This window comes from Campylobacterota bacterium (genome assembly GCA_040752835.1).
Taxonomy (GTDB): Bacteria; Campylobacterota; Campylobacteria; order Campylobacterales; family Sulfurimonadaceae; genus Sulfuricurvum.
Window position 1 is genome coordinate 216733 of record JBFMGG010000006.1, and the last position, 22888, is coordinate 239620.

A 22888-nucleotide genomic window follows, 5' to 3' on the forward strand; every position below is an offset into this window, starting at 1 on the left:
TTGGATAAAACGGAACTATGGCATAACGGGGCTTAGAAGACCTCGCTTCACGGAAAAATGTGATCGATTCGTATAATTGCGACAAACTGTTTAAATATTAATCATAAAACTGATTTTATTATCAAAAACAATCTCTATACTTTTAAGACTTAAAAATCCGAAAAGGAGCTTTCGATGAAATTCGCTGATTTTAAAAAGGAAGGACACTGGCCGACGCTGCTCGCCGCCTTTCTCTATTTCGACTTTAGTTTCATGATGTGGACGATGTTGGGGCCATTGGCCACCGAGATCAACGAATCACTCACCTCTCGCGGTTTTGCCATGAACGACGACCAGACGGCGACACTCCTCGCCGTTCCGGTACTGGCGGGGGCGATTTTACGACTAGTGCTAGGAATTTTCGTCGATAAATTCGGACCCAAAAAAACCGCGTTGGTATCACAGATGATCGTTATCGCTACCCTCTTTTATGGGTATTTGAATGCCGAAACAATCAGTTATGATGAGTTGTTGTTCGTCGCTTTGGGTCTGGGATTCGCAGGTGCGTCATTCGCCGTTGCCCTCCCCCAAGCGGGACAATGGTACCCTCCCCGTCTGCAGGGAACGGTTCTGGGGATCGCGGGTGCGGGCAACATCGGTGTCGTCATCGACTTTTTGTTCGCTCCGAAAATCGCCGAAATCTGGGGGTGGCCGTCAGTCTTTCTCGTCGGCGGAGTACTATCGTTCATCGTCCTCATCGCCTATGTGTTCATGGCCAAAGACGCTCCCTCATCGGTGTATAAAGCCAACCCGAAAAAATTGGGGGACTATCTGAAACTCATGCGCGATCGCGATACGTGGTGGTTCAACCTCTTTTATGCCGTCAGTTTCGGAGGATTTATCGGCTTCGCCAACTACATGAAAGTCTATCTGATGAATACCTATGAACCGGAGATGAGCGCATTCGGTCTGAATGTGATGGACGAGGGGAACGTCAAAGTGATCGCCGGCTATTTCGGAGCGCTCTGTATCTTTGCCGGTGCGTTGCTTCGTCCGGTGGGCGGTGCCGTTGCCGATAAAATGGGGGGGGTTAAATCGCTTTATGTGTTTTACGGTAGTATCATCGTATTGGCGTTCGTCAGTGCTTTTGTCAGCCTGCCGTTTTGGGCAGCGATTGTGGTGATGTTTCTCATCATGGCGAATCTGGGGATGGCGAACGGTTCCGTGTTCCAGCTCGTCCCTCAGCGTTTCGGCAAAGACATCGGTGTCATGACGGGTCTGATCGGGATGGCAGGCGGTTTGGGCGGAACGGCGCTCATCAAAACGTTCGGATGGTCACAGGGAGCGTATGAGGGCTATACCGCCGGATTTATCATCTTTGCGGTGATGACCATGGTGGCTATTAGCGGAATCAGTCTGGTGAAAACACGATGGCGCACCACATGGGGCGCGGTGTCAGGAGCAAGAATCTAACCATGTTGAAACTTCACGCTTCCGAATTCATCCTCCCCAAAGACGCCACCACAGGCGATGATGCCTGCGGATACGGCATCATCGATAATACGCTGATGGTGAGCGTATTGTGCGACGGGGTCGGAAGTGCCGCACGCGGGGGAACCGCTGCGAGGCAATGCGTCAAATTTTTCCTCGATCAGTTCAAAAACCGTCCCCGTGCGTGGGATATCCCCAAAACGATGGAGGTTTTTACCCGCCACATCAACAGCCTCCTGTTCAAAGAATCGATGACCCAATACGGAAAAATCGAGCTCCTCACGACACTCTGCCTCGCCATTATCGAGGGGGAAAATCTCTATACCCTCAATCTGGGTGACTCGCGCATCTATCTCCTCAAAAAGAACGGTGAGTTTATCCAGCTAAGCGATGATCACACCATGGATGAGGAATACCTCTCCCATGTCCTCACCTCTGCCTGCGGTCTGAGCGAAAACATCGATCCGGCTATCCGAACGACAACGATCGAGGCGGGGGATACGCTGGTGCTGTGCAGTGACGGCGTTTACACTCTTCTGGAAGAATCCGATTTTAGAGATCTGATCCAAAAGGGGCTGGGAGCCAGCACCATCATCCACAATGCCGCCCAAACCAGCGAACCGAAAAATCGGGATGACATGGCGTTGCAACTTTTTCGTATCGAGAGCCTCGATCCTCTCCACGCTATGAAAAACTCCCCTTTGCCGATCCCTAAAACGCTTGATGAAGGGCAAATCATCGACGGTTATACCCTCATATCACCGATGATGGAACATCGCCGTATTTGGAAAGTGCTCAAAGACTCGGAAATGTATGTGATGAAATTCCCCCTCAACGATGATGAAGACTCCCTCGATGCCTTTGTCCGCGAAGCGTGGTACGCCAAACAGATCAGCCACAAAGCGTTCCCTCATGCATGGGTGCCGGAACATCGAAGTATGCGCTATTATCTGATGGAACGGGTGGAGGGGATAAATCTCAAAGAGTATCTCAAAAATCGTACCCTTTCGGTCGATAACGCAATCGAACTGGGAAAATTTCTCCACCGCGCCGAAGCCCATCTCCTCCATTTGGGTCTCGTACACGGCGATATCAAGCCCGATAATATCCTCGTCTATCAACGAGACGGCGAAGCGGGAGTCCACTATAAAATGGTCGATTTCGGTTCCGTCGTCGAGATTTTTTCGCAGAACTCCCGTGCGGGAACCCCCACCTACATCGCGCCGGAACGCTTCAGCGGCAGTGTTATCAACGAATCAAGCGAAATTTTCTCGATCGGAGTCACCCTCTATTGGGCGCTTACGGCACATTTTCCTTACGGAGAGATCGAACCTTTCCAGAATCCTACATTTAAAACTCCAAAACGCCCCTCCAAGCTCAACAGCAATATCCCGTTGTGGCTCGATTCGGTGATTATGCGCTCTATCGCTATCTCACCCGATCAGCGCTATCGCCATTATTCCGAACTGTTCTACGATCTGAAAGATCCCCAAAAAGTCAAACCCTATTTCAGTTCCTCCACACCGCTTATCGAGCGTTCTCCGGTGACTTTTTATAAAATCGGATTTATAATTCTGTTAATGTTAGAGATTATCACCTTTTATCTCTACGTCACCAAATAAAAGGTTTTCAATGCTCTCTTCCGCCTGCCAAGATACGATCCGTGCCGCCGTATGGCTCTCTACGAAAGAAAAAGGGGAATTTCATCGTATTCAAGTGATCAGTGAAGCATTGGATTTGCCGTTTCATTTTTTGGCAAAATCACTTCAAAAGCTGGTTCATGCGGGGATTTTGATCTCACAACGCGGAGCCGCTGGGGGGGTAACCCTCGCCAAAGAAGCTTCCGATATCACCCTCATCTCCATTATCGAAGCGGTGGACGGTACCGTCTTTTTTGATAACTGTGTACTGGGGATCGGAGAGTGCGAAGCCGAAAAGCCGTGCGCGCTTCATGCCCAATGGGACGTTTGGCGCCAGGAGATGCTGGAAATGTACAGTGCGATGCGCCTCTCGGAAATCACCGACGACGTACTGCTGCGAAAAGTCAAACGGATATAACTCTCCTACTGTTTTTCCAAAACATTTAAACATACAATAAATTGATTATTTTTTAATCATTTTATTGTTTCTATTTCGGACTTTTTACTCTACAATTATTTCAGACAAAATAGTCTTAATATGGAGTGTCTCATGAATACCTTGAATGTTTTAGGGAAAAGTGCATTAATGTTGTCAATGGCTGCGGTGATGGCTATCGCTGCTCCGGAGAAAAAAGAGGTTAAAATCGGCTTCATCGCTCTCACTGACTGTGCACCGATCGTCATCGCCAAAGAAAAAGGTTTTTTTGCCAAACAGGGCCTTAATGTAGACGTCGTCAAAGAAGGCGGCGGATGGGCCGGTATCCAGCAAAAAGTGATCAGCGGTGAGTACGATTACTCTCATGCGCTTGCAGGCATGCCGCTGGCGGCATCCGTCGGGATCAGCGGAAATACGCCGATGTATGCCCTCCTCTCTTTGGACTATAACGGCAATGCGATCACGTTTGGCAACAAAGTGATCGATGAAATGGAGAAATACGGCCTGGATACCGTCAAACGCCCGGTCAGCTCGGCATCACTCAAAAAACTGATCGATGCGAAACGGGCCGCCGAGGGGGCAAAATACAAGCCGCTCGAGTTCGGTATGGTATTTCCGGTCTCTACCCACAACTATGAGATCCGTTACTGGATGTCAGCCAACGGAATCGATCCCGATGCCGATACAACTCTGAAAGTCGTTCCGCCGCCGCAAATGGTTGCCAACCTCCAAGCCGGCAACATTGACGGTTATTGTGTCGGTGAACCATGGAACGAGCGTGCCGTTATGGCAAACCTGGGTTCATCCCTCGTCACCAACTACGATATCTGGAACAATAATCCCGAAAAAGTTCTGATGTCGACCAAAGCATTTGCGGATAAAAATCCAGAAACGACCCAAGCTGTCATGAGAGCGATCATCGAAGCGCAAAAATGGCTCGATGCCTCATGGAACAACCGCAAAGAAGCCTCTGCAATCCTCTCAAAAAAAGAGTATGTCAACGCTCCGAAAGATGTCATCGACAACTCCATGACCGGAACCTTTCAGTATCTTAAAGGCAAACCGACCGAACCGAATCCGATGTTCAACGTCTTCGCCAACTACTATGCGGCATACCCGTACTACAGCCACGGCATGTGGTTCCTGACTCAAATGGTCCGATGGGGGCAGATCACCAAGCCTATCGATATGAAAAAGACGGTCGAAGCGGTCTATCGTCCCGATCTCTTTGCCAAAGCGGCAAAATCAGTCGGATACAGTCTCCCGCCATCCCCATGGAAAATCGATGGGAAAGATCCGTTCAACAAATTCGTTGACGGGAAAATCTTCGATCCCAACCGTGCGGTGGATTATATCTATGACAACAAAGTCAACCATGCCAAAGTGACCAAAGCCGCAATGATGAAAGCAAACAACTGGAAAGTCAAAACGGCTCAGCCGACCTACGTTTGCCCTTATGGGCCGGCGGGATGTGCCAGCCCGAAATATGTCAAATAAAAAATAGCACTCACAAGGGATAAACCATGAATTCCAAAGCAATTGAGCTGATGAAGCGGATCGTTCTTCCGCTCATTCTACTGGCGGTCATCATCGCCGGATGGTCGGCATTGGCCAGCCAGGTCGATCAGTTCCCGACCCCGAGCGATACCTATGATGTCGCCAAAGAGGTATTCGCCGACCCGTTCTATGTCAACAACGAAGATGACAAAGGGATCGGATGGCAGGTTCTCAACTCGCTCGAGCGGGTATTTGGCGGATTTGCCTTGGCGATTCTCATCGGAGTCCCTCTGGGTCTTTTGATCGGGATGAGCGAAAACGCCTTTATTGCATTGAACCCGTATATTCAAATATTAAAACCGGTTTCCCCGCTGGCCTGGCTTCCGCTACTGCTGTTCGTCTTTAAGGACATTAACCTCACAGCGATCAGTACGATTTTTATCACCTCGATCTGGCCGATCATCATCAATACGGCTCTGGGGGTCAGAAGCGTCAGCCTGGATTACCTAAACGTCGCGCGTGTCCTGCAGTTTTCGCCGCTCGAGAAAGTATTTCAGATCATTCTCCCCGTCGCCGTACCGTTTATCTTTACGGGGATGCGCCTCTCACTAGGCATCGCATGGCTGGTCATCGTCGCGGCGGAAATGCTCACGGGGGGAATCGGTATCGGTTTCTGGATTTGGGATGAATACAACAATCTGAACTACCACTCGATCATCATCGGGATCGCGATCGTCGGTATCGTCGGTCTGATACTCGATTCGATCATGGGGCTGATCGCCAATTTCTTTGATTATCGCAAACGGGGAATACAATGAGTGCAAAACCATTTTTGAAAATCGACAACGTCGATAAAATCTTCCCTCTGGGGGGAGGAAAAGAGTATGTCGCACTGCGCAATGTACAAATCGATATCCGCGAAAACGAGATCATCAGCATCATCGGGCACTCCGGATGCGGCAAATCGACGATTCTGAATCTCATCGCGGGTCTTGATTCGATCACCAACGGAACGATCCTTCTGGAGGGTCAGCATATTAAAGCCCCCGGACCGGAACGTGCCGTGGTGTTTCAGAACCATTCGCTTCTGCCATGGCTCACCGTCTATCAGAACATCGAAATGGCGGTCAAAAAAGTACTCGGCGATGACCTGAGCCCGCAGGAACTGCGTGAACATGTCACCAAATACGTCGACATGGTCAACCTCACCCATGCAAAAGACAAATATCCCGGCGAGATCAGCGGCGGGATGAAACAGCGTGTCGGGATCGCCCGCGCGCTGGCGATTGAACCCAAAGTACTCCTGATGGATGAGCCTTTCGGGGCTCTGGATTCGCTCACACGGGCGAATCTTCAAGACCATCTCATGCGTATCCAGATGCAAACGGGCAATACCGTCGTCATCATCACCCACGATGTCGACGAAGCGGTGTTGCTATCCGATCGGGTCATCATGATGACCAACGGTCCCGAAGCGACGATCGGAGAAGTGCTGGAAGTGAATCTTCCCCGTCCCCGCAAACGTCTGGAGCTTCAGAACAATGCGGAATATATTCGGTGTCGCGAGGCGATCGTAGAATTTTTGTACTCGAAATTTGCCAAAGAAGACGAATGAACCACCGTCTCTTTGATGACGAAAAGAGGCAGATAACCCAAAAACTTACCATAAGGATGAAGGAAATGAAAAAATTGATGTTGTCAGCTTCGGCTGTTCTTGCTCTTGGCAGTGTATCGTCTGTCGCAATGGCGGATGAAGGGTTCAGTGTATTCAGCAATACGAAGTTTAATGGCGAAATCCGCCCGCGTTATGAAAATGTAGATGTCGACAATTCCGGTAAAAAACAGGCTAACGCCTATACGGTACGTGCAACCATCGGTATGGAATCGACACTGTTCGGTGTTGATGGCCTTACTGTAAAAATTGACGGAACGACTGTGCAAGAAATCGGAGGAAACAATTTCAATAGCTCCGCGAACGGCTTGAGCGGGTACGAACTGGTCAAAGATCCTGAACAGAGCCGTTTCTCACAGCTTTATCTTCAATACAAAATGGGAAATACAACGGCCAAAGCGGGTAAACAGATCGTCAACCTCGACAACCAGCGTTTTGTCGGTTCGGTCGACTGGCGACAGATGATGCAGAGCTTCGAAGCGGCGGTTCTCAGCAATACCTCGATCCCGGGATTGACATTGATCGGCGGATATGTATGGGGAGTTGATGGAATCGGAAACACTCCGACAGCCGAAACGGATTCGGTACTGTTCAATGGTTCGTATAAGGTCAACGATACGCTCAAAATTACTGCCTATGACTACATGATTTCATCGACGCATGATACCGTCGGTGCAGCGCTCACCGGTGTCATTCCGGCTGCAGGAGCAAAAGTTGATTATCGTGCAGAATATGCTGTTCAGGGGGATGCGTCACGCGATACCGATGGCGGTACAGTCAACGCGCAGGCTGATGCGTATTATTACAATCTTGAAGCGACTGCCACCATGAACGGAGTGATCGCAGGTGTAGGGTATGAATTCCTGAGCGGAACAAGCGGTTCAGATGGTAAAAGTGCCTTCAGCACCCCTTTGGCAACACTCCATAAATTCAACGGATGGGCGGACATATTCCTTACAACCCCTACCGGCGGATTGGTCGATACCAGCTTAACTCTGGGATATGGTGCGGCAGGGCTTGGAAAAGCGATGGTCGTGTATCACGATTTTGAAACCGATGTTGCCATGAGTGGAAAAAGCGATCTTGGAAGCGAATGGGACATGATGTATACCAATGCGATCCCCGGTATCAAAGGGCTTAACGGGCTTATCAAAGCGGCTTATTTTAATGGTGGAGACGTTGCCGGCAAAACAGCTGATGTCCGCAAAGTCTGGCTTCAACTCGACTACAAATTCTAATCTTCTTTCCCCCTCTGTCGGGGGCAAAGACTCAAGCAGTAGTAAGAAGTTTGACCTTTTCTATCTCTACTGCTTGACTCTTTGTACCGATGCAAAAAAGTTTTTGCACATCTCGATGATTTTATTCTGCCGCTCTTTCCCCACCGGTTCGCTTTGACGGATAGCATGAACCCGATCGATCAAATCATGAATCCCCTCAGGGATAACCGACGTCAAAAATTTCCGCAATGCCGAGCTCACCGCCGGAGCACGTCCGGCCGTGTTGATCCCCACACACAAATCCCCCTCGACGATCAACGCCGGAAAGATAAAACTGCACAATGCCGGTGAATCGACGCAGTTGATCGGAATTTTTTTCTCGATGCAATAACGGTAAATTCTTTCTTGTTCCCCCAAATCATCCAGTGCCCCGATCACCATGTACCGTCCCTCGCAATCGCCGATCTCGTAGGGGCGTTCGATGATCGTGAGGGGATAACCGAGAATACGTATCTCCTCATGAACCTCTGGAGCGATAACGGTTAGCTTGGGGGCAAACTTCGCCAACTGCTCAATTTTACGTAAAGCGACTTCCCCCGCTCCGATCACCAAACAATCCTGATCTTTGAGATCGACGAACATCGGAAACAGTGCCATTCCAAATCCTTTGCAATTAACTGATTAAAAATTAACCAAAAATTTGTTTTTCTTATCGCCATTTTACACTAAACTTTTTAAAGATAAAAAAGTCTGAATAAAAGACGGCAAGGAAATCATTATGCACGGAAAACTCTTTTTAATCGGTTGCGGTCCCGGTGATGCCGATCTGCTCACCTGTAAAGCACTCAAAACCATCCAAAAACTCGACGTTGCCCTCATCGATCATCTCCTCACCCAAGAGATCATCGATCTGATCCCTGAACGTACCAAAGTGGTGTTCGTCGGCAAAGAGAAAGGAAAGCACAGCTTCCCCCAAAGCGAGATCAATGCGATGATCACCGAATATGCCCATCAGGGATACACCGTCGGACGGCTCAAATGCGGTGACCCCTATATCTTCGGGCGGGGAACCGAAGAGGCCATCTACGCCTCGCAAAACGGCATCGAAACCGAAGTGATCCCGGGTATCTCCTCGGCACTCTCAGGTCCAATGTCTGCGGGTATCGCCCCGACCGCACGGGGTGTCAGTACGGGGGTTTCGGTCGTATCGGCGCACCTCTCCGGCGATCTTATAACCGCTGCCAAAGGGGCTCCGAAACCGGCCATTTTGGTGTTCGGCAACGTTGTCCATCTTGCACAGCTCCTCCCCTCCTACCGCTATGAATCCAAGGAGGAACGTTATGACATCGTTACAGCAAGCTAGCGCCGCGCGCAGTGCGAAAAAACACAAGACCGAAGTAATCAAAGAGACTTTTAGCGCTCAGGAAGCCTGGAATCGCCTTTTAGGGTATGCGAAAAGCGGCTATGCATCGATCACCGACGAAGATAAAGATTTTGTTCTCAAAAGCTTCGGTGTCTTCGACCGCCCCGCTACCCCTGAGAGGTTCATGATCCGTGTACGGATTGCGGGAGGTGCCCTCAATATCGCACAGGCGATGGCGATCGCCTACGTCGCCAAAACATTCGGAAACGATTACATCGATCTCACTACCCGCCAGCAGATCGAACTGCGCTACATGAAGATCGAAGATATCCCCGAAGCGCTTGGGCTTTTAGAAGGGGTCGGTTTGACCAGTTACCAAACAGGGGTGGATAATTTCCGAAATATCCTGATCGATCCTCTCGACGGACTCGCCGCAGACAATCTGATATCCTGCCGTCCGATGATGGAGGAGATCCAATCGATTTTTTTGAAAAATCCCGAATGGATCACCACCCTGCCTCGAAAATTCAACATCGGAATCAACGGATCACTCAGCAATCGTTGCAATATCTTTGGACAGGACTTTGCCCTTTCTTTGGCTGAAAAGGGGGGAGTTTACGGATTTAACCTCTATCTTGGGGGACGTGTCGGATGTTTGGCCCAAGATGCCGATATGTTCGTCCTCCCAACCGAAGCGGCGGAGGTATTCGAAGCGGTGGCGATCCTCTTTAAAACCTACGGATTTCGGGATAACCGCAATAAAAACCGTCTCAAATTTCTCATCGATGCGGTCGGGATGGGGGAGTTTAGAGCCGCTATCGAAGAACAATTGGGACGTTCCTTCCCCTCTTCGGGAATCGGTTTAGCCGATAAAGAGGGGGGAGACCATTATGGGAGCGTCACTCTCAACTACGGGCGAAAGGCCCTTTACGTACCCGTACCCTCGGGGGTATTTAGCGGCACCGATCTGTTTGAAGCCGCCCGTATCGCCGAAAGCCAAAACGGAGCCATCCGCCTCACAATCGAGCAAAACCTCATCCTTACGGGGATAAGAGACGAAACCGGTGCCCTCGCTTCCCCCCTCTTTATCAAATTTCCCAATCGCCCCTCACCCTATATGGCGAACCTCATCGCCTGTGCCGGAAGCGAACATTGCCCCTTTGGGGTCATCCCCGGCAAACCCGATGCTATCCGTATGGGAGAGTACCTTAGTCGTGAAGTGCCGATCGAAAATGCCAAAGTCCGTTTTTACTGGTCGGCATGCATCAAAGGGTGCGGTGTTCACGGTGCCGGAGATCTCGGATTTGTCGGATGCAAAGTGGCACGTGAGGGGAAAACCGCGCTGGGGGTCGATCTCTTTCTCGGCGGGAGTCTGACGTCCGATGAAGGTGAAGCCGAGCTGTTTCTCAAAGGGCTCCTTTTGGATGAAGCTCCCGCCTATATCGCCGAATGGATGAAACTTTACCGTGATCTTCGTATCGGTGATGAGAGTTTGGAACACTTTATCAGACGGCTTCGTCATCACTACGAGATCGGTGAAATCGCCGATCTCGTGCGCCATAACTACGCAATCACCCATGAGGGGACAAACGGCTATCTGAGCTTGGATCGGATACGCTAATGAGCGATTCAATCTCTACGGGATGCCCGTTTTGCGGAACGGGATGCGGCTTAAGCGTCGATTTCAGCGACAAAGGGATCAAAGTCAAAGGTGATCCTTCCAACCCCTCCACTCACGGCGATCTGTGTTTCAAACCGATTCAGATGGCCAAGGGGCTCGATGCCGGCCGCCTCACGACACCTCTATACCGCAGTGATAAATCCCAACCGTTTCAACCGATCGGATGGGATGAAGCGGTAGCGATTTTAGCCGATCAGATTAAATCCATTCCCCCAGAAGCCCTCTATTTTTACCTCTCGGGACAGCTTCTTAGCGAAGAGAGCTATCTCTTTACCAAACTGATCAAAGGGTATTTAGGAACCAACAACGTCGATGCGAACTCACGGCTCTGTATGGCGAGTGCCGTCGTCGCCCACAAGATGGCATTCGGAAGCGACGGAGCGGTGGGAAATTACGCCGATATCGACGATGCCGACGTCATCCTCATCAGCGGCTCCAACCCTGCGTGGGCACACCCGATCCTCTATCGCCGTATCCTGGCACGTAAAAAATCACATCCGCAAACCCGAATCATCGTGATCGATCCGATCCGTACCGAAACCGCCGAAAAAGCCGATCTGTGGCTGGGGCTTCGCGGCGGGAGCGACACGATGCTCTACAACGCCTTATTATCCGAGATTCATAGACGAGGCGGGTGCGATAACGATTTCATTGCCCGCTCCTGCGAAGGGTTTGAAAAAACACTTCATTCCGCACAAACCATCCCCTTTTCCCAAGCAATCGAATCGTGCGGATTATCTATCCAAGACGCACATACTCTCGTGGATTTGTTTTGTTCGGATAAAAAAATCGTGGGGCTTTGGTGTCAGGGGTTAAACCAGGCGGTAGACGGTGTGATGCGCAACCTCGGATTCATCAACCTCTTTTTGGCTACGGGGAGGATCAATAAGGGCAAAGGGCTACCCTTCTCGCTCACCGGTCAACCCAACGCGATGGGGGGGCGTGAAGTGGGCTACCTCTCCAACGGTCTCCCCGGCTACCGCGATGTCCGCAACGCCGAGGATCGCCGATCGTGTGAACACCATTGGAATCTCCCCGCTGAAGCGATCTCATCCGAGGTAGGTCTCACCATCACCGACGCGATCGATTCGATACTGCGTCAAGAGATACGATTGTTGTGGGTGGCCTGTACCAATCCCCTCATCACCCTCCCCGATGTTTCCAAAACCCGCTCCGCCCTTGTGGAAAACGACCTTTTTTTAGTCGTCCAAGATTGTGTACTGAGCGAAACGGCCGCTCTTGCGAACCTCGTCCTCCCCAGTGCCGCGTGGGGTGAAAAAGAGGGGAGCATGACCAACTCCGAACGCTTTATAAAACGGGTCAGAGCCTTTAAACCTGCTCCGAACGGTGCCAAAAGCGATTCGGATATCGTCTGTTCGGTCGCACGAGCACTCGGATTTTCAGGCTTTGATTTTACCGATACGGCAGAGATTTACGATGAATACAAACGATTGACCCAAGGGCGGTTATGCGACCAAAGCACACAGGAGTATGAGAGCCTCTCGTATCAGTGGGGAGGGGAACGGCTGTATGGGGAGGAAGTGTTTGCTACCGTGTCTAAAAAGGCGAAGTTTAACCCGATCGTCTCTCGCTCAACGGAACTCCAAGAGGGAGAGTTCATCCTCCTCACCGGGCGGACGAAAAAACAGTGGCATACGATGACCCGTACAGGTCATATAAACGAATTATTCCAGGGTGAAGAAGAAGCTTTCGTTCTTATGAATCCCGAAGAAGCCGCCATTCTGGGTTTGGATGAAGGAGATTATGCCCATTTGCAAAACGAATTGGGAGAGCTCAGTCTCAAGGTGCGTTTTGGAATCCTGGCGAGAAAACATCTATTTGCACCGTTCGGCTACACCGAATCACCGATCAATCGTCTGGTTCCGGTTACCAATGATCCTCTGTCGTTCCAAAGTGCTCTGAAGTCGGCAAAAGTATCCGTGTCGAAATCAACTATATTATAATCTTTGGAAGGCTATGGATTGATTCAAGAAGAATAAAGAAGAAATGTCCGGGGAACCCCCGGAACAAGCGATAAGGATTACCCTTTGACTTTCGCTTCGATCGTCGCAACGATGCTAGGATCTTCGAGCGTCGAGATATCCTGCGTGATCGCTTCGCCTTTGGCGATGGAGCGCAGGATACGGCGCATGATTTTGCCCGAACGGGTTTTCGGCAGGCCCGGAACGAAAACGATATCGTCGCACACCGCGATGTTACCGATCTCTTTCATAATCACTTTATTGATCTCTTTGACCATTTCCATCTCTTCGCCGATGGTGTCTTCGCTTTTGAGGACGATGTAGGCGAAGATCCCTTCCCCTTTGATGTCGTGCGGTTTGCCGACGACGGCGACTTCGGCGACGTTGGGGTGTTTTTTACACGCCGCTTCGACTTCGGCCGTTCCCATACGGTGGCCCGAAACGTTGATAACGTCGTCTGTACGGCCCGTGATCGTGATGTAGCCGTCCGCATCGTAGATCGCGCCGTCACCCGTAAAGTAAACCGCTTTGCCCTCTTTTTTGACGTCGCCGAAATACGATTTGACGAAACGCTCCGGGTCTCCCCAGATGTTGCGGATCATTGACGGCCAAGGACGTGTTACGCACATGTAGCCGCTTTCGCCAACGCCCACTTTTGCACCCGTTTGCGGATCAAGAATTTCTCCCATGATCCCCGGCAACGGCAGCGTGGCGCACGCCGGTTTGATCGGTGTCGCACCCGGGAGCGGAGAAACGATGTGCCCGCCCGTTTCGGTCTGCCAGTAGGTATCGACGATGGCGCATTTGCCGCCGCCGACCGCTTCGTAGTACCATTTCCATGCCGGCGGGTCGATCGGTTCGCCGACGGTTCCGAGGACTTTCAGGCTGGAGAGGTCGTATTTCGAAGGCTCGTCTTCACCCGTTTTGTGCAATACGCGGATTGCGGTCGGCGCGGTGTAGAACTGGTTGATTTTGTATTCTTCGACCATTTTCCACGGACGTCCGGCATCCGGATAGGTCGGAACCCCTTCGAACATCACGGTCGTCGCACCCATCGCCAGCGGTCCGTACACGATGTAGGTGTGACCGGTGATCCAGCCTACGTCCGCCGTACACCAGTAGGTGTCGTTTTCTTTGACGTCGAATACCCATTCCATCGTCATCTGCGCCCACAGGATGTATCCCGCCTGGTTGTGCTGGACCCCTTTGGGTTTGCCGGTAGAACCGGACGTATAGAGGAGGAAGAGCGGATCTTCGGCATCCATGATCTCCGCAGGACATTCGGGAGCTTGGTTTTTGATCAGTTCGTTGTACGAATAATCGCGTCCCGCCACCCAGTTGATGTCTTCGTTGTTGCGCTCGATGACGAGCACTTTCTCGACCGGAGAATTCTCGGTAATCGCCTGGTCTACGACCGGCTTGAGCATGTAAGGCTTGTCTTTACGGTAGGCACCGTCAGCGGTGATAACCAGTTTCGCCTCGGCGTCTTCGATACGGTCTTTGAGCGCTTCGGCCGAGAAACCGCCGAATACGATCGAGTGGATCGCACCGATACGGGCACACGCCAGCATCGCGTAAGCCGCTTCGGGAATCATCGGCATATAGATGATGACGCGGTCACCCTTTTTGACGTGGAACTCGTTTTTGAGAAGGTTGGCAAAGCGGTTGACGTTGTAGTAAAGCTCCAGATACGTAATGATCTGTTTGTCGCCGCGGTCCCCTTCGAAGATGATCGCCGCTTTGTTTTTACGGGTCGAAAGATGGCGGTCAATACACTGGTGGGCAACGTTGAGTTTTCCACCGACAAACCATTTGTAAAACGGTGCGTTGCTCTCGTCGAGCACCTGCGTATACGGCTGGAACCAGTCGATTTTTTCGTTTGCGAAGTGTCCCCAGTACCCTTCGTAATCTTCGTTGGCCCAGTCTTGAAGTTCTTTGTACTCGCACATGTTTTTGATGCGCGCGTTTTTGGCGAACTCACGGTTGGGATGAAAAATCGGTTTTACGGTATCGCTCATAGCAATTGCTCCTTAGTTTAATTTAATGGTGTGTTGTAATTTTATGTAGACCATAGCGGTCATAATCGCATCGTTCAATGCGTTGTGTTGACCCATCTTCGGGATGTTTAAATCGCGTAAGATTGTATCAAAGCGTAAATCAATATTTCCTTGCGGAATAAGGGCAATTTTCTTGTCAAAATATAGCCCCGACACCTCGATCTGGCGGTTGGGGAGCGTTACCCCCAGCCACGGCTTGATCATACGGTTCATCATGGAGACGTCAAACTCCAGGTAATAGCCCACCAGCGGGCGGTTCCCCACAAATTCTAAAAACTTTTTCACCCCCTCTAACGGCTCGACGGCGTGTTCAAGATCACACGGCCTTATATGATGGATTTTAATGCTTTCGGCACTGATGGCGCGGGACGGTTTAAGAAACACCTCGAAACTCTGCGAGGTGAGAATTCTGTCCCCTTTGACTTTGACCGCGCCGATACTCAGAACTTCGTCTTTTTTCGGATTCAATCCGGTCGTTTCGGTATCGAAAACGACCGCTTCATCCCCTTCGTAGGGCTCGAAGAGCGACGCATACGCATCGTCTTTGAGCCCCCGGAGGTTCCATGAGCGTCTCAACGCCTCGAACATTACACTACCATCCCCAGATGGAAGTGGTAGGTCAGGAATTTTTTGAACGTGTTAACGATTTTGAATGCGTCTTTGAGCAGATCCCGGTCGGCTTTGCTGAGCAGTTTGGGATTGACGTAATTTTGTTCCTTGAGTACCTGCTTTTGAGAGAGCATCGTCCGCAGCCGGATCGAGAGCAGCGTATCGTAGGCTTCGATCAGTTCACTCGCGAACCGCTTGTCGAACAATCCGATGTTATTGAGTTCCTTGATCCGTTCGGTCGTATTGGTCGTCTCGATCTTGTGCTCAAGGGCTAGGATCCGCACACCGTGGACGATCGCGAACACCCCTCCTTTTTTGATGTCGAGTTCGCTCTCATGCGCGTCGCGTCCCAGGACGAAGCCCGAAAACAGCGACAGCGGGGTCTCGAACGCCAGCGATGCCTTCGCCAGATGGGCCAGAATATCGCTGCGACCCTCGAAACGCTCGAAGAGAAAATTTTTGCACTCGGTTAAAAGCGTCTCATCACCCGCCACACAATGGGCGTCAAGAAAAATGGAAAGCGACTGGAGCGTCTCTTCGTTGAGCGTATCGGTCCATGAGGAAATCTGTTTTTTATAGCCCGAAACACTTCGGCGCCAGTAAGGGTTGCTGACCATGATGTTGCCGGCGCATTTGGGAAACCCGAGCCGGATCAGGTACTCGTTGAGCCGCTCCATGAAAGGACGGTACGCTTCTTCGTCTTCACCGTCGGCAATGATGAGGGCATTGTCCTGATCGGTGCGCAATACCTGCTCGCCGCGCCCTTCGCTTCCCATTACGACGAGCGCGCAGCGGCGCTGCATCGTCTCGGGAAGGACCATTTCGAACACTTTGCGGTACACCTTGGCGTTGAGTTCGCTCACCAGCTTGGAGACGTAGCGGACCCGCACCCCTTTGGAAGTGAGCGACCTGACCACCTGCATAAGCGAGCGTTCGATGCTTTGCAGCTCGTCGATGGAAGTGGCGCGCTCGATGGAGGCGGCAATGAGGTGGGTATGGTTGGCAAAATGGCTCAGCAGATCGAGCTGTTCGAGAATACCGACGATTTTTCCCTCTTCGGTCACGACGAGGCGTTTAACCCCGTGCTTTGTGAACAGCAGAAGCGCGTTGAACAAAAAGTCGCTCCTCTCGATCGTAATAAGACCGTACGTTGCGATGTCGCCGATCGGATCGGAAACGCTTTTGTCGGCCAAAAGGACTTTCTCGCGCAGGTTCGTGTCGGTGACGATCCCCATTACCCCCTCATTGTCCACCAGAATCACTTTTGCGTTTGTCCCCGCCATCTCGGAGAGAGCGTTTCGGATCGAGGCCTGCGCACCGATAATGCAAGGGACATGGAGGTAGATTTCATCGACACGGGCCACCATAAACGGGGTCAGCTCGTTTTGGTGCTGACGTTCTTTAAGACGCTGATGTTTGGTGATGAAATCCTGCATGAAATAGTTTTGGAACGTTTCGGCGTCTTGGAGAAGGTTGAGGAAGGATTCTTTGGGAAGGGAGTAACAGATCAGGTCTTCGGCAACGATGAAAGTGCTTTGGGTATTGCCGTATATAAGGGAGTTCGCATCGAAGCTGTCACGTTCGCCGTAGACGTTTTGGAGTTCACCGTCGATGGTTTCATTGACGATGCCTTTGATGATAATGTAAAGCGATTCGGCCCTCACCCTCGGAGCGATCAGTACCGTCTCCCTGGGATAGTAGGCAATATCCATCTGGGTCATCAGCTTTTCGATCATTCGCTCGGTAAGCAGATCAAACGGATGGATCGACATTAAAAGTGCTTTTTGGTCAAAGAGACTCAAAACCATCTCCTGGAAAATTAATCAAACCCGCCCCCGAAAGGACGGGGAAGGCTTTAGTGCTCAACGGCACCCTCAGCACCGATACCGGTCTGGCAGCGGATGTTTTGCGCTTCGAACGCTTCGTACTCTTTTTTGGCCGTATCGCTCTTGTCGGTGATCGAGAAGAACCAGATACCGACGAACGCCGCCGTGACCGAGAACAGAGCCGGATATTTGTACGGGAAGATCGCTTCCGCGTTACCCAGTACGTCCACCCATACGGTCGGCCCGAGGATCACCAGAACCGCAGCCGTAGCCAAACCGAGCGATCCGCCGATCAGTGCACCGCGAGTGGTGAGTTTCGACCAGAACATGGAGAGGAACAGGATCGGGAAGTTCGCACTCGCCGCAATAGCGAAGGCAAGACCGACCATGAACGCGATGTTCTGGCTCTCAAACGCGATTCCCAGGAAAATCGCAACAATCCCCAACGCAACGGTAGAGATTTTAGAAACTTTCATCTCCATAAGCCCATCCGCACGTCCTGCACGCAGAACCGAAGCATAAAGGTCGTGTGAGATCGCCGAGGCACCTGCAAGCGTCAGACCCGATACGACCGCAAGGATCGTAGCGAACGCTACCGCCGAGATGAACCCGAGGAAGAAGTCTCCGCCAACCGCATGTGAAAGGTGGATCGCCGCCATGTTGTCGCCGCCGAGGATCGGAGCACCGCCGTCGATCGCCTGTTTTGCCACGTCAAGATACTGCGGGTTCTGGAAAACCATGACGATCGCACCGAAACCGATAATGAACGTCAGGATATAGAAATACCCGATGAATCCCGTCGCGTAGAACACCGATTTGCGAGCTTCTTTGGCATCGGCAACGGTGAAGAAACGCATCAGGATGTGCGGAAGACCCGCCGTACCGAACATAAGAGCGATACCCAAAGAAATGGCCGAAATCGGATCGGAAACGAGCCCGCCCGGAGCCATAATGTCTGTTGTCCCTTTCATCTCAACCGCAGTCGCGAACAGCGATTCGAAGTTGAAGTTGTAGTGGGCCATAACGGCAACCGCCATGAACGTCGCACCTGAAAGAAGGAGGAACGCTTTAATGATCTGTACCCATGTCGTCGCCAGCATACCGCCGAACGTAACGTAGAGGATCATCAGGACGCCGACGAGAATAACCGCAACTTCGTAATCCAGACCGAACAGAAGCTGGATCAGTTTACCCGCACCGACCATCTGCGCGATCAGATAAAGGATAACCGTCACGATCGAACCGAAAGCCGCCAAAGTACGAATAGGCGTCTGCTGCAGACGATACGACGCAACGTCCGCGAACGTGTACTTACCGAGGTTGCGAAGCTGCTCGGCGATCATGAACAGAATGATCGGCCACCCGACAAGGAACCCGATAGAGTAGATCAGACCGTCATACCCTTTGGCATAAACGAGTGCCGAAATCCCCAGGAACGATGCCGCCGACATATAGTCGCCCGCGATCGCCATACCGTTTTGAAATCCGGTGATCCCGCCGCCGGCGGTATAGAAATCTTTCGCCGTTTTGGTCCGTTTTGCGGCCCAATAGGTGATACCCAATGTAGCACCGACAAAGATCAAGAACATAATGATCGCCGACATGTTCAGCGCCTGTTTTTCCACTTCGCCGCCCAGAGCGTCGCCCGCAAAGGCATACCCTGCGGCAAGAAGGGTCAGTAACAACGTTTTCATCATTCTCCCTTTACTTTCGCTTTGATGCGGTTCGTCGCTTCGTCGAACTCGCCGTTGGCACGTTTGACGTAGATACCCGTCAAAATGAATGCGCTGAGGATAACCCCGATCCCGACCGGGATACCGACCGTGGTAACCGAACCTGCAGAAAGCGGAGCCCCCAAAAGTTTCGGATCAAACGCGATCACCAGGACAAACCCGAAATAGATGACGAGCATCGCGATGGTCAGTATCCAGGCAAAACGCCCCCGTTCGCTTACCAAACGGAGATAATCAGGATCATTTTTGATCTGATCTACCAGTTCTTGTTTCATAATCAACCTCCTTTAAAAGTTGTAGTTCGCGATAACGCGGTATTCGTCCCAACCCATGTTTCCGGCGGTTGTCTCTTTGTAGCCGCGCGGGAAATTGCCGCGCAGGCGCAGCTGAAGGTTTTTAACGACCTGAGGGTTGTAAATGATATCAAATCCTGCTTCGGTCGCTTTATCCGCCGATACGGCGTCCGAATACCCGTTGAGCGGATCCATGTCATATTCGACATAGAAAACGCCCGTATTAAGATTGACGCCGTAATCTTTCCAGTCGTACGACGCCGCAACTTTCCAGGCATCGGTGCCGGCCATAAACTGGTGACGCGTTACCATACCCTGGGTATACGCCGGCATTCCGCCCCACGGAGAGACCGTTCCGCCGTTGATCGCGGAAGCATCATCTTTGGTATTGTGTGAAACGGCGACCGAAACATCGCAGTTTCCGATTTTTGCTCCGACTTTCGCCGCTACGAAATCGCTTTCGATTTTGTTGAGTTCCAAAGCCGGCGATGCGTTGTTCGATCCCACATCGCGTTCGTTGATCCACTGCACCCCGACATACGGTGAAATACCGCTTGCATACGACCAGCCGTAGTTGGCTTCCGTATAAACGGCATTGAGGATGTCATGCGCATAGTAATCCCACAATTGAAGCTTGAGTCCTTTGATCCCTGTGTAAACAGCGGCCAAAACGCTCACGCCCCCGGTATTGTCGCCGATCGCATACGTACCCATGTCGACGAATTCCCCGACATAGTTTTTCGTATCGACGAGGGAATATCCCGACGTTCCGCTGAGTACTTTATCCGGTACGCCGCCTGCACCGTTGTAAGCGCGGCCGAAAGTCCCCTGTGCGAATTTTGTCACATGTGCCGCAATCAGCGTCGTGTCTTTGAGGTCCGTATTCGTCAGAACATACGCTTCAAACAGGTTGGGAAGCATCCGAGCATCGTCGCTGCCCGCAAGCGGCGTATCGAGTTTCTGGCGTCCGCCCTTAAATGTCGTATTACCGTTTTTGTATTGCAGATACGCTTCGCCCAGATAGGTCACCGAATCGTTGCTTTTACCCAGCAATGTCGGATCGACTTCAGGATTGTCGGCACCGCTGGAGGTGGTTTTGTCTTTCAAAAACAAACCGTTCGACGTATAAAACGCCGCACCCAGACTCACACCGTTCCATGCACCCGTCTCGTATTTCAGGTATCCGCCGACTGCGGTCGCATTACGGTGGACCGACGTGGCATTGCTGTATCCGTCGTAATCACGGTCGATGTAGAAAGCACGCAGCTGACCGCTTGCTTTCCCTTCTTTAAACATACCCGCCAAATCATCGGCAGCCATAGCGTTGACGACCAGCGCCGACGCCAAAAGCGACAGAGATACTGTACCTCTCATTCTCACTCCTTCTTTTTTTTCACACTGTCATTATGAAAACAAAACGTAGCACGAACGTAGCAAAACAAAAAACGGAAACATTCCGAGTGAAAAACGGGAAGAAAAACAAAGTATTTGAGTAAAAATGTAACGTTTATGAGCGGGGAATGTCGATCATGTAACCCAAAGAGCGGATATTCTGGATGAAATCCTCTTTGAGAGATTTTTTGAGACGGCTTACTTCCGCACGGATCGTAGCATTGTCGACGTACTCTTCATCCCATATATAGGCGCGAAACTGGTCGAAATCGACGATACGACCCCGATTTCTGGCCAAAAGATCGATAATCTGAAGCTGCCGTTTCGTCAACGGTTGTGTTACGTTTTCACACATTAAAGTTGACGTCGCGGCATCGTAACTGTAGCTTTTGGAGAGTTTGAGATGGCTTTGCGGAATGGCGCAGCTTTGCATCACCTTGTCGATTCGGAGCGAAAGCTCTTTGAGATGAAACGGTTTTTTCAGATAGTCGTAGCACCCCAGGTCGTAGGCGCGGCTGATCCCTTCGATATCCACCAGCGCGCTGATGTAGATCGCGGGTGTCCGTATTTTGAGGGCGTGAAGCTGTTCGAGCAGTTCCAGCCCGTTGATCCCCGGAACGTTGATGTCCAACACCAGAAGATCAAACGTTTCGCTTCTGAGCCTCTCCAGGGCATCGGTGCCGTCGTCAAACAGGCTGACTCGATGTCCCAGAGAGGCCAAATACTCGTTGATCGCTTCGCTGAGCATCGCCTCGTCTTCAAGCAGAAGTATTTTCAATCGCAGCCTCTTTGTTAAAACGGTATTCAAAACGGGTCTTATCGTCTTCGAAACCGATCCGGATTTCGACCCCGTCCTCGTCGCAGATCGATTTGACCAGGCTCAGCCCCAGACCGAACCCGTCGCTTTTTTTTCGTTCGCGATAGTATGCCTCGAAAATCTTTTGGGCGTCATGAATTTTTTGCGAACGGCTCTGTACCCAAAAACGGCACGACAAACCGTCGCACGCGATGCCCACTTCGATCGGTTCGCCGCTTTTGCTGTAGCGGATCGCGTTGGTGATGTTGTTGTCGATCACCCGCTGGAGTTTCGTCTCGTTAAAATGGATCCATGACTCGGGTTCGGGACGTCTGTAGCTAAAAGAATGATTTGAAAACTGGGCCACCTCATCGAAAAACTCAAGCCGTTTTTCGACGTATTCGCCTAACTCGATGGGTTTTTTGGGATAGTCGATCTGATCTTTTTTCACCAGGTAGCTCAGGTCGTCGTAAATGCTGAAGATGTTTTTGACCGCCGCTTCGATCTTCGCCAGGTAACGGTTCCGCCCTTCGTTCATCGAGAAGAGTTCAATGTTGGCCATGATGACCGAAAGGGGAGTATGCGTTTCGTGAACGGCGTAGCGGATAAACTGCTTGTGCGATTCGAGCAGCTCCTGCGAAAACTTCTGCTCGGCTTCGAGCGCCTCGTTTTTGAGCTGCAGCGCGGCCGTTTTCCGTTTGACCCGCTCTTCGAGATCGGCGTTGAGAGTCCGGAGCGTCTCTTTTTGTTCCTGGATGGTCGACGCCATCTCGTTGGCGTACCCCGACATCCGCTTGAATTCGCTGAAATACAGTTCATCCCCGGAAATCGGCTTTGCACCGGTATGAACCGCTTCGAAAAACTTCATAAAGCGCTCCATGTCGCGTGCGATCATCGTATTGACGATTTTGGAAATCCCGAAGATGAAACTGAACAGGATCAGCGCCAGTGTCGAGATCTCGACGATGATTTTGATCAGCCGCCCCTTGAGCGCATGGGAATCGCCCCGGATACCGAACAGCGTCGTGTCGGAAGCCAAAGCAAACTGGCGATACTCGTCATAGATGAGCAACGAAGCGAAAATAACGGTAAAAAGGAGAATGAAGACAATGGTATAGAAGTGGAGTTCACGCAGTGACAAACGGGCCAAACGACGCTGCAGCCAGGATTCCAATTATTCGTTCTCCAAATAAATTTAGGGCATTATAACCGATTCCGCTTTAT

General features: G+C 51.2%; 19 protein-coding genes. 10 read left to right on the forward strand and 9 right to left on the reverse strand.

The window, feature by feature from the left end; genetic code table 11:
- Positions 1-174 precede the first annotated feature (174 nt).
- The 7 genes from AB1763_05525 to AB1763_05555 all read left to right on the forward strand — a co-directional run bounded on the left by AB1763_05525 (position 175) and on the right by AB1763_05555 (position 7953).
- A complete protein-coding gene (locus AB1763_05525; GenBank protein ID MEW5832278.1) occupies positions 175-1452 on the forward strand; it encodes a nitrate/nitrite transporter in 1278 nt (425 codons plus the stop codon).
- Positions 1453-1454: 2 nt separating this feature from the next.
- Positions 1455-3092, forward strand: coding sequence for a bifunctional protein-serine/threonine kinase/phosphatase (locus AB1763_05530; GenBank protein MEW5832279.1), 1638 nt, complete (start codon positions 1455-1457; stop codon positions 3090-3092).
- 10 nt (positions 3093-3102) lie between these two features.
- Positions 3103-3528 (forward strand): Rrf2 family transcriptional regulator, encoded by a 426-nt coding sequence (locus AB1763_05535; protein ID MEW5832280.1) that lies wholly within the window; start codon positions 3103-3105, stop codon positions 3526-3528.
- A 168-nt stretch (positions 3529-3696) separates the two neighbouring features.
- On the forward strand, positions 3697-5043 hold the full coding sequence (locus tag AB1763_05540) for a CmpA/NrtA family ABC transporter substrate-binding protein (protein ID MEW5832281.1): 1347 nt from the start codon (positions 3697-3699) through the stop codon (positions 5041-5043).
- Between the two features lie 26 nt (positions 5044-5069).
- The gene (ntrB, locus tag AB1763_05545; protein MEW5832282.1) at positions 5070-5861 is read left to right on the forward strand and encodes a nitrate ABC transporter permease; all 792 of its coding nucleotides are present in this window, start codon (positions 5070-5072) and stop codon (positions 5859-5861) included.
- The gene (locus AB1763_05550; protein MEW5832283.1) at positions 5858-6658 is read left to right on the forward strand and encodes an ABC transporter ATP-binding protein; all 801 of its coding nucleotides are present in this window, start codon (positions 5858-5860) and stop codon (positions 6656-6658) included. Before ntrB ends, AB1763_05550 begins: the two co-directional genes overlap by 4 nt.
- Entirely contained in the window at positions 6655-7953 is a 1299-nt protein-coding gene (locus AB1763_05555) for a hypothetical protein (protein MEW5832284.1), read from the forward strand. Before AB1763_05550 ends, AB1763_05555 begins: the two co-directional genes overlap by 4 nt.
- 66 nt (positions 7954-8019) lie before the next feature.
- On the opposite strand, the gene AB1763_05560 is transcribed toward AB1763_05555, so the two are convergent.
- Positions 8020-8589, reverse strand: a complete 570-nt coding sequence (locus AB1763_05560) for a bifunctional precorrin-2 dehydrogenase/sirohydrochlorin ferrochelatase (protein MEW5832285.1) — start codon at positions 8587-8589, stop codon at positions 8020-8022.
- Between the two features lie 121 nt (positions 8590-8710).
- Here AB1763_05560 and AB1763_05565 point away from each other — a divergent pair, with 121 nt between their 5' ends.
- The 3 genes from AB1763_05565 to AB1763_05575 are packed head-to-tail and all read left to right on the forward strand — an operon-like array spanning position 8711 to position 12940.
- The gene (locus AB1763_05565; GenBank protein ID MEW5832286.1) at positions 8711-9295 is read left to right on the forward strand and encodes an SAM-dependent methyltransferase; all 585 of its coding nucleotides are present in this window, start codon (positions 8711-8713) and stop codon (positions 9293-9295) included.
- The gene (locus tag AB1763_05570) at positions 9273-10916 is read left to right on the forward strand and encodes a ferredoxin--nitrite reductase (GenBank protein ID MEW5832287.1); all 1644 of its coding nucleotides are present in this window, start codon (positions 9273-9275) and stop codon (positions 10914-10916) included. Before AB1763_05565 ends, AB1763_05570 begins: the two co-directional genes overlap by 23 nt.
- Positions 10916-12940, forward strand: a complete 2025-nt coding sequence (locus AB1763_05575; protein ID MEW5832288.1) for a molybdopterin-dependent oxidoreductase — start codon at positions 10916-10918, stop codon at positions 12938-12940. Before AB1763_05570 ends, AB1763_05575 begins: the two co-directional genes overlap by 1 nt.
- Positions 12941-13017: 77 nt before the next feature.
- Here AB1763_05575 and acs read toward each other — a convergent pair whose 3' ends face one another.
- The 8 genes from acs to AB1763_05615 all read right to left on the reverse strand — a co-directional run bounded on the left by acs (position 13018) and on the right by AB1763_05615 (position 22838).
- Positions 13018-14976 carry an acetate--CoA ligase gene (gene acs / locus AB1763_05580; GenBank protein MEW5832289.1) on the reverse strand — a complete coding sequence of 653 codons (1959 nt, stop codon included), beginning with the start codon at positions 14974-14976 and terminating at the stop codon, positions 13018-13020.
- Positions 14977-14988: 12 nt separating this feature from the next.
- Positions 14989-15603: a 3'-5' exonuclease gene (locus AB1763_05585; GenBank protein ID MEW5832290.1), complete on the reverse strand. Its 615-nt coding sequence runs from the start codon at positions 15601-15603 to the stop codon at positions 14989-14991.
- Complete coding sequence (locus tag AB1763_05590; protein ID MEW5832291.1) at positions 15603-17426, reverse strand: putative nucleotidyltransferase substrate binding domain-containing protein; 1824 nt, start codon at positions 17424-17426, stop codon at positions 15603-15605. Before AB1763_05590 ends, AB1763_05585 begins: the two co-directional genes overlap by 1 nt.
- A 53-nt stretch (positions 17427-17479) precedes the next feature.
- Entirely contained in the window at positions 17480-19144 is a 1665-nt protein-coding gene (locus AB1763_05595; protein MEW5832292.1) for a cation acetate symporter, read from the reverse strand.
- Positions 19144-19458, reverse strand: coding sequence for a DUF485 domain-containing protein (locus AB1763_05600; GenBank protein ID MEW5832293.1), 315 nt, complete (start codon positions 19456-19458; stop codon positions 19144-19146). The genes AB1763_05595 and AB1763_05600 overlap by 1 nt, the downstream gene beginning before the upstream one ends.
- Positions 19459-19470: 12 nt before the next feature.
- Entirely contained in the window at positions 19471-20850 is a 1380-nt protein-coding gene (locus AB1763_05605) for an OprD family outer membrane porin (protein MEW5832294.1), read from the reverse strand.
- 133 nt (positions 20851-20983) lie between these two features.
- A complete protein-coding gene (locus AB1763_05610) occupies positions 20984-21646 on the reverse strand; it encodes a response regulator transcription factor (protein ID MEW5832295.1) in 663 nt (220 codons plus the stop codon).
- Positions 21627-22838 carry an ATP-binding protein gene (locus AB1763_05615; GenBank protein ID MEW5832296.1) on the reverse strand — a complete coding sequence of 404 codons (1212 nt, stop codon included), beginning with the start codon at positions 22836-22838 and terminating at the stop codon, positions 21627-21629. Before AB1763_05615 ends, AB1763_05610 begins: the two co-directional genes overlap by 20 nt.
- Positions 22839-22888: the final 50 nt, after the last annotated feature.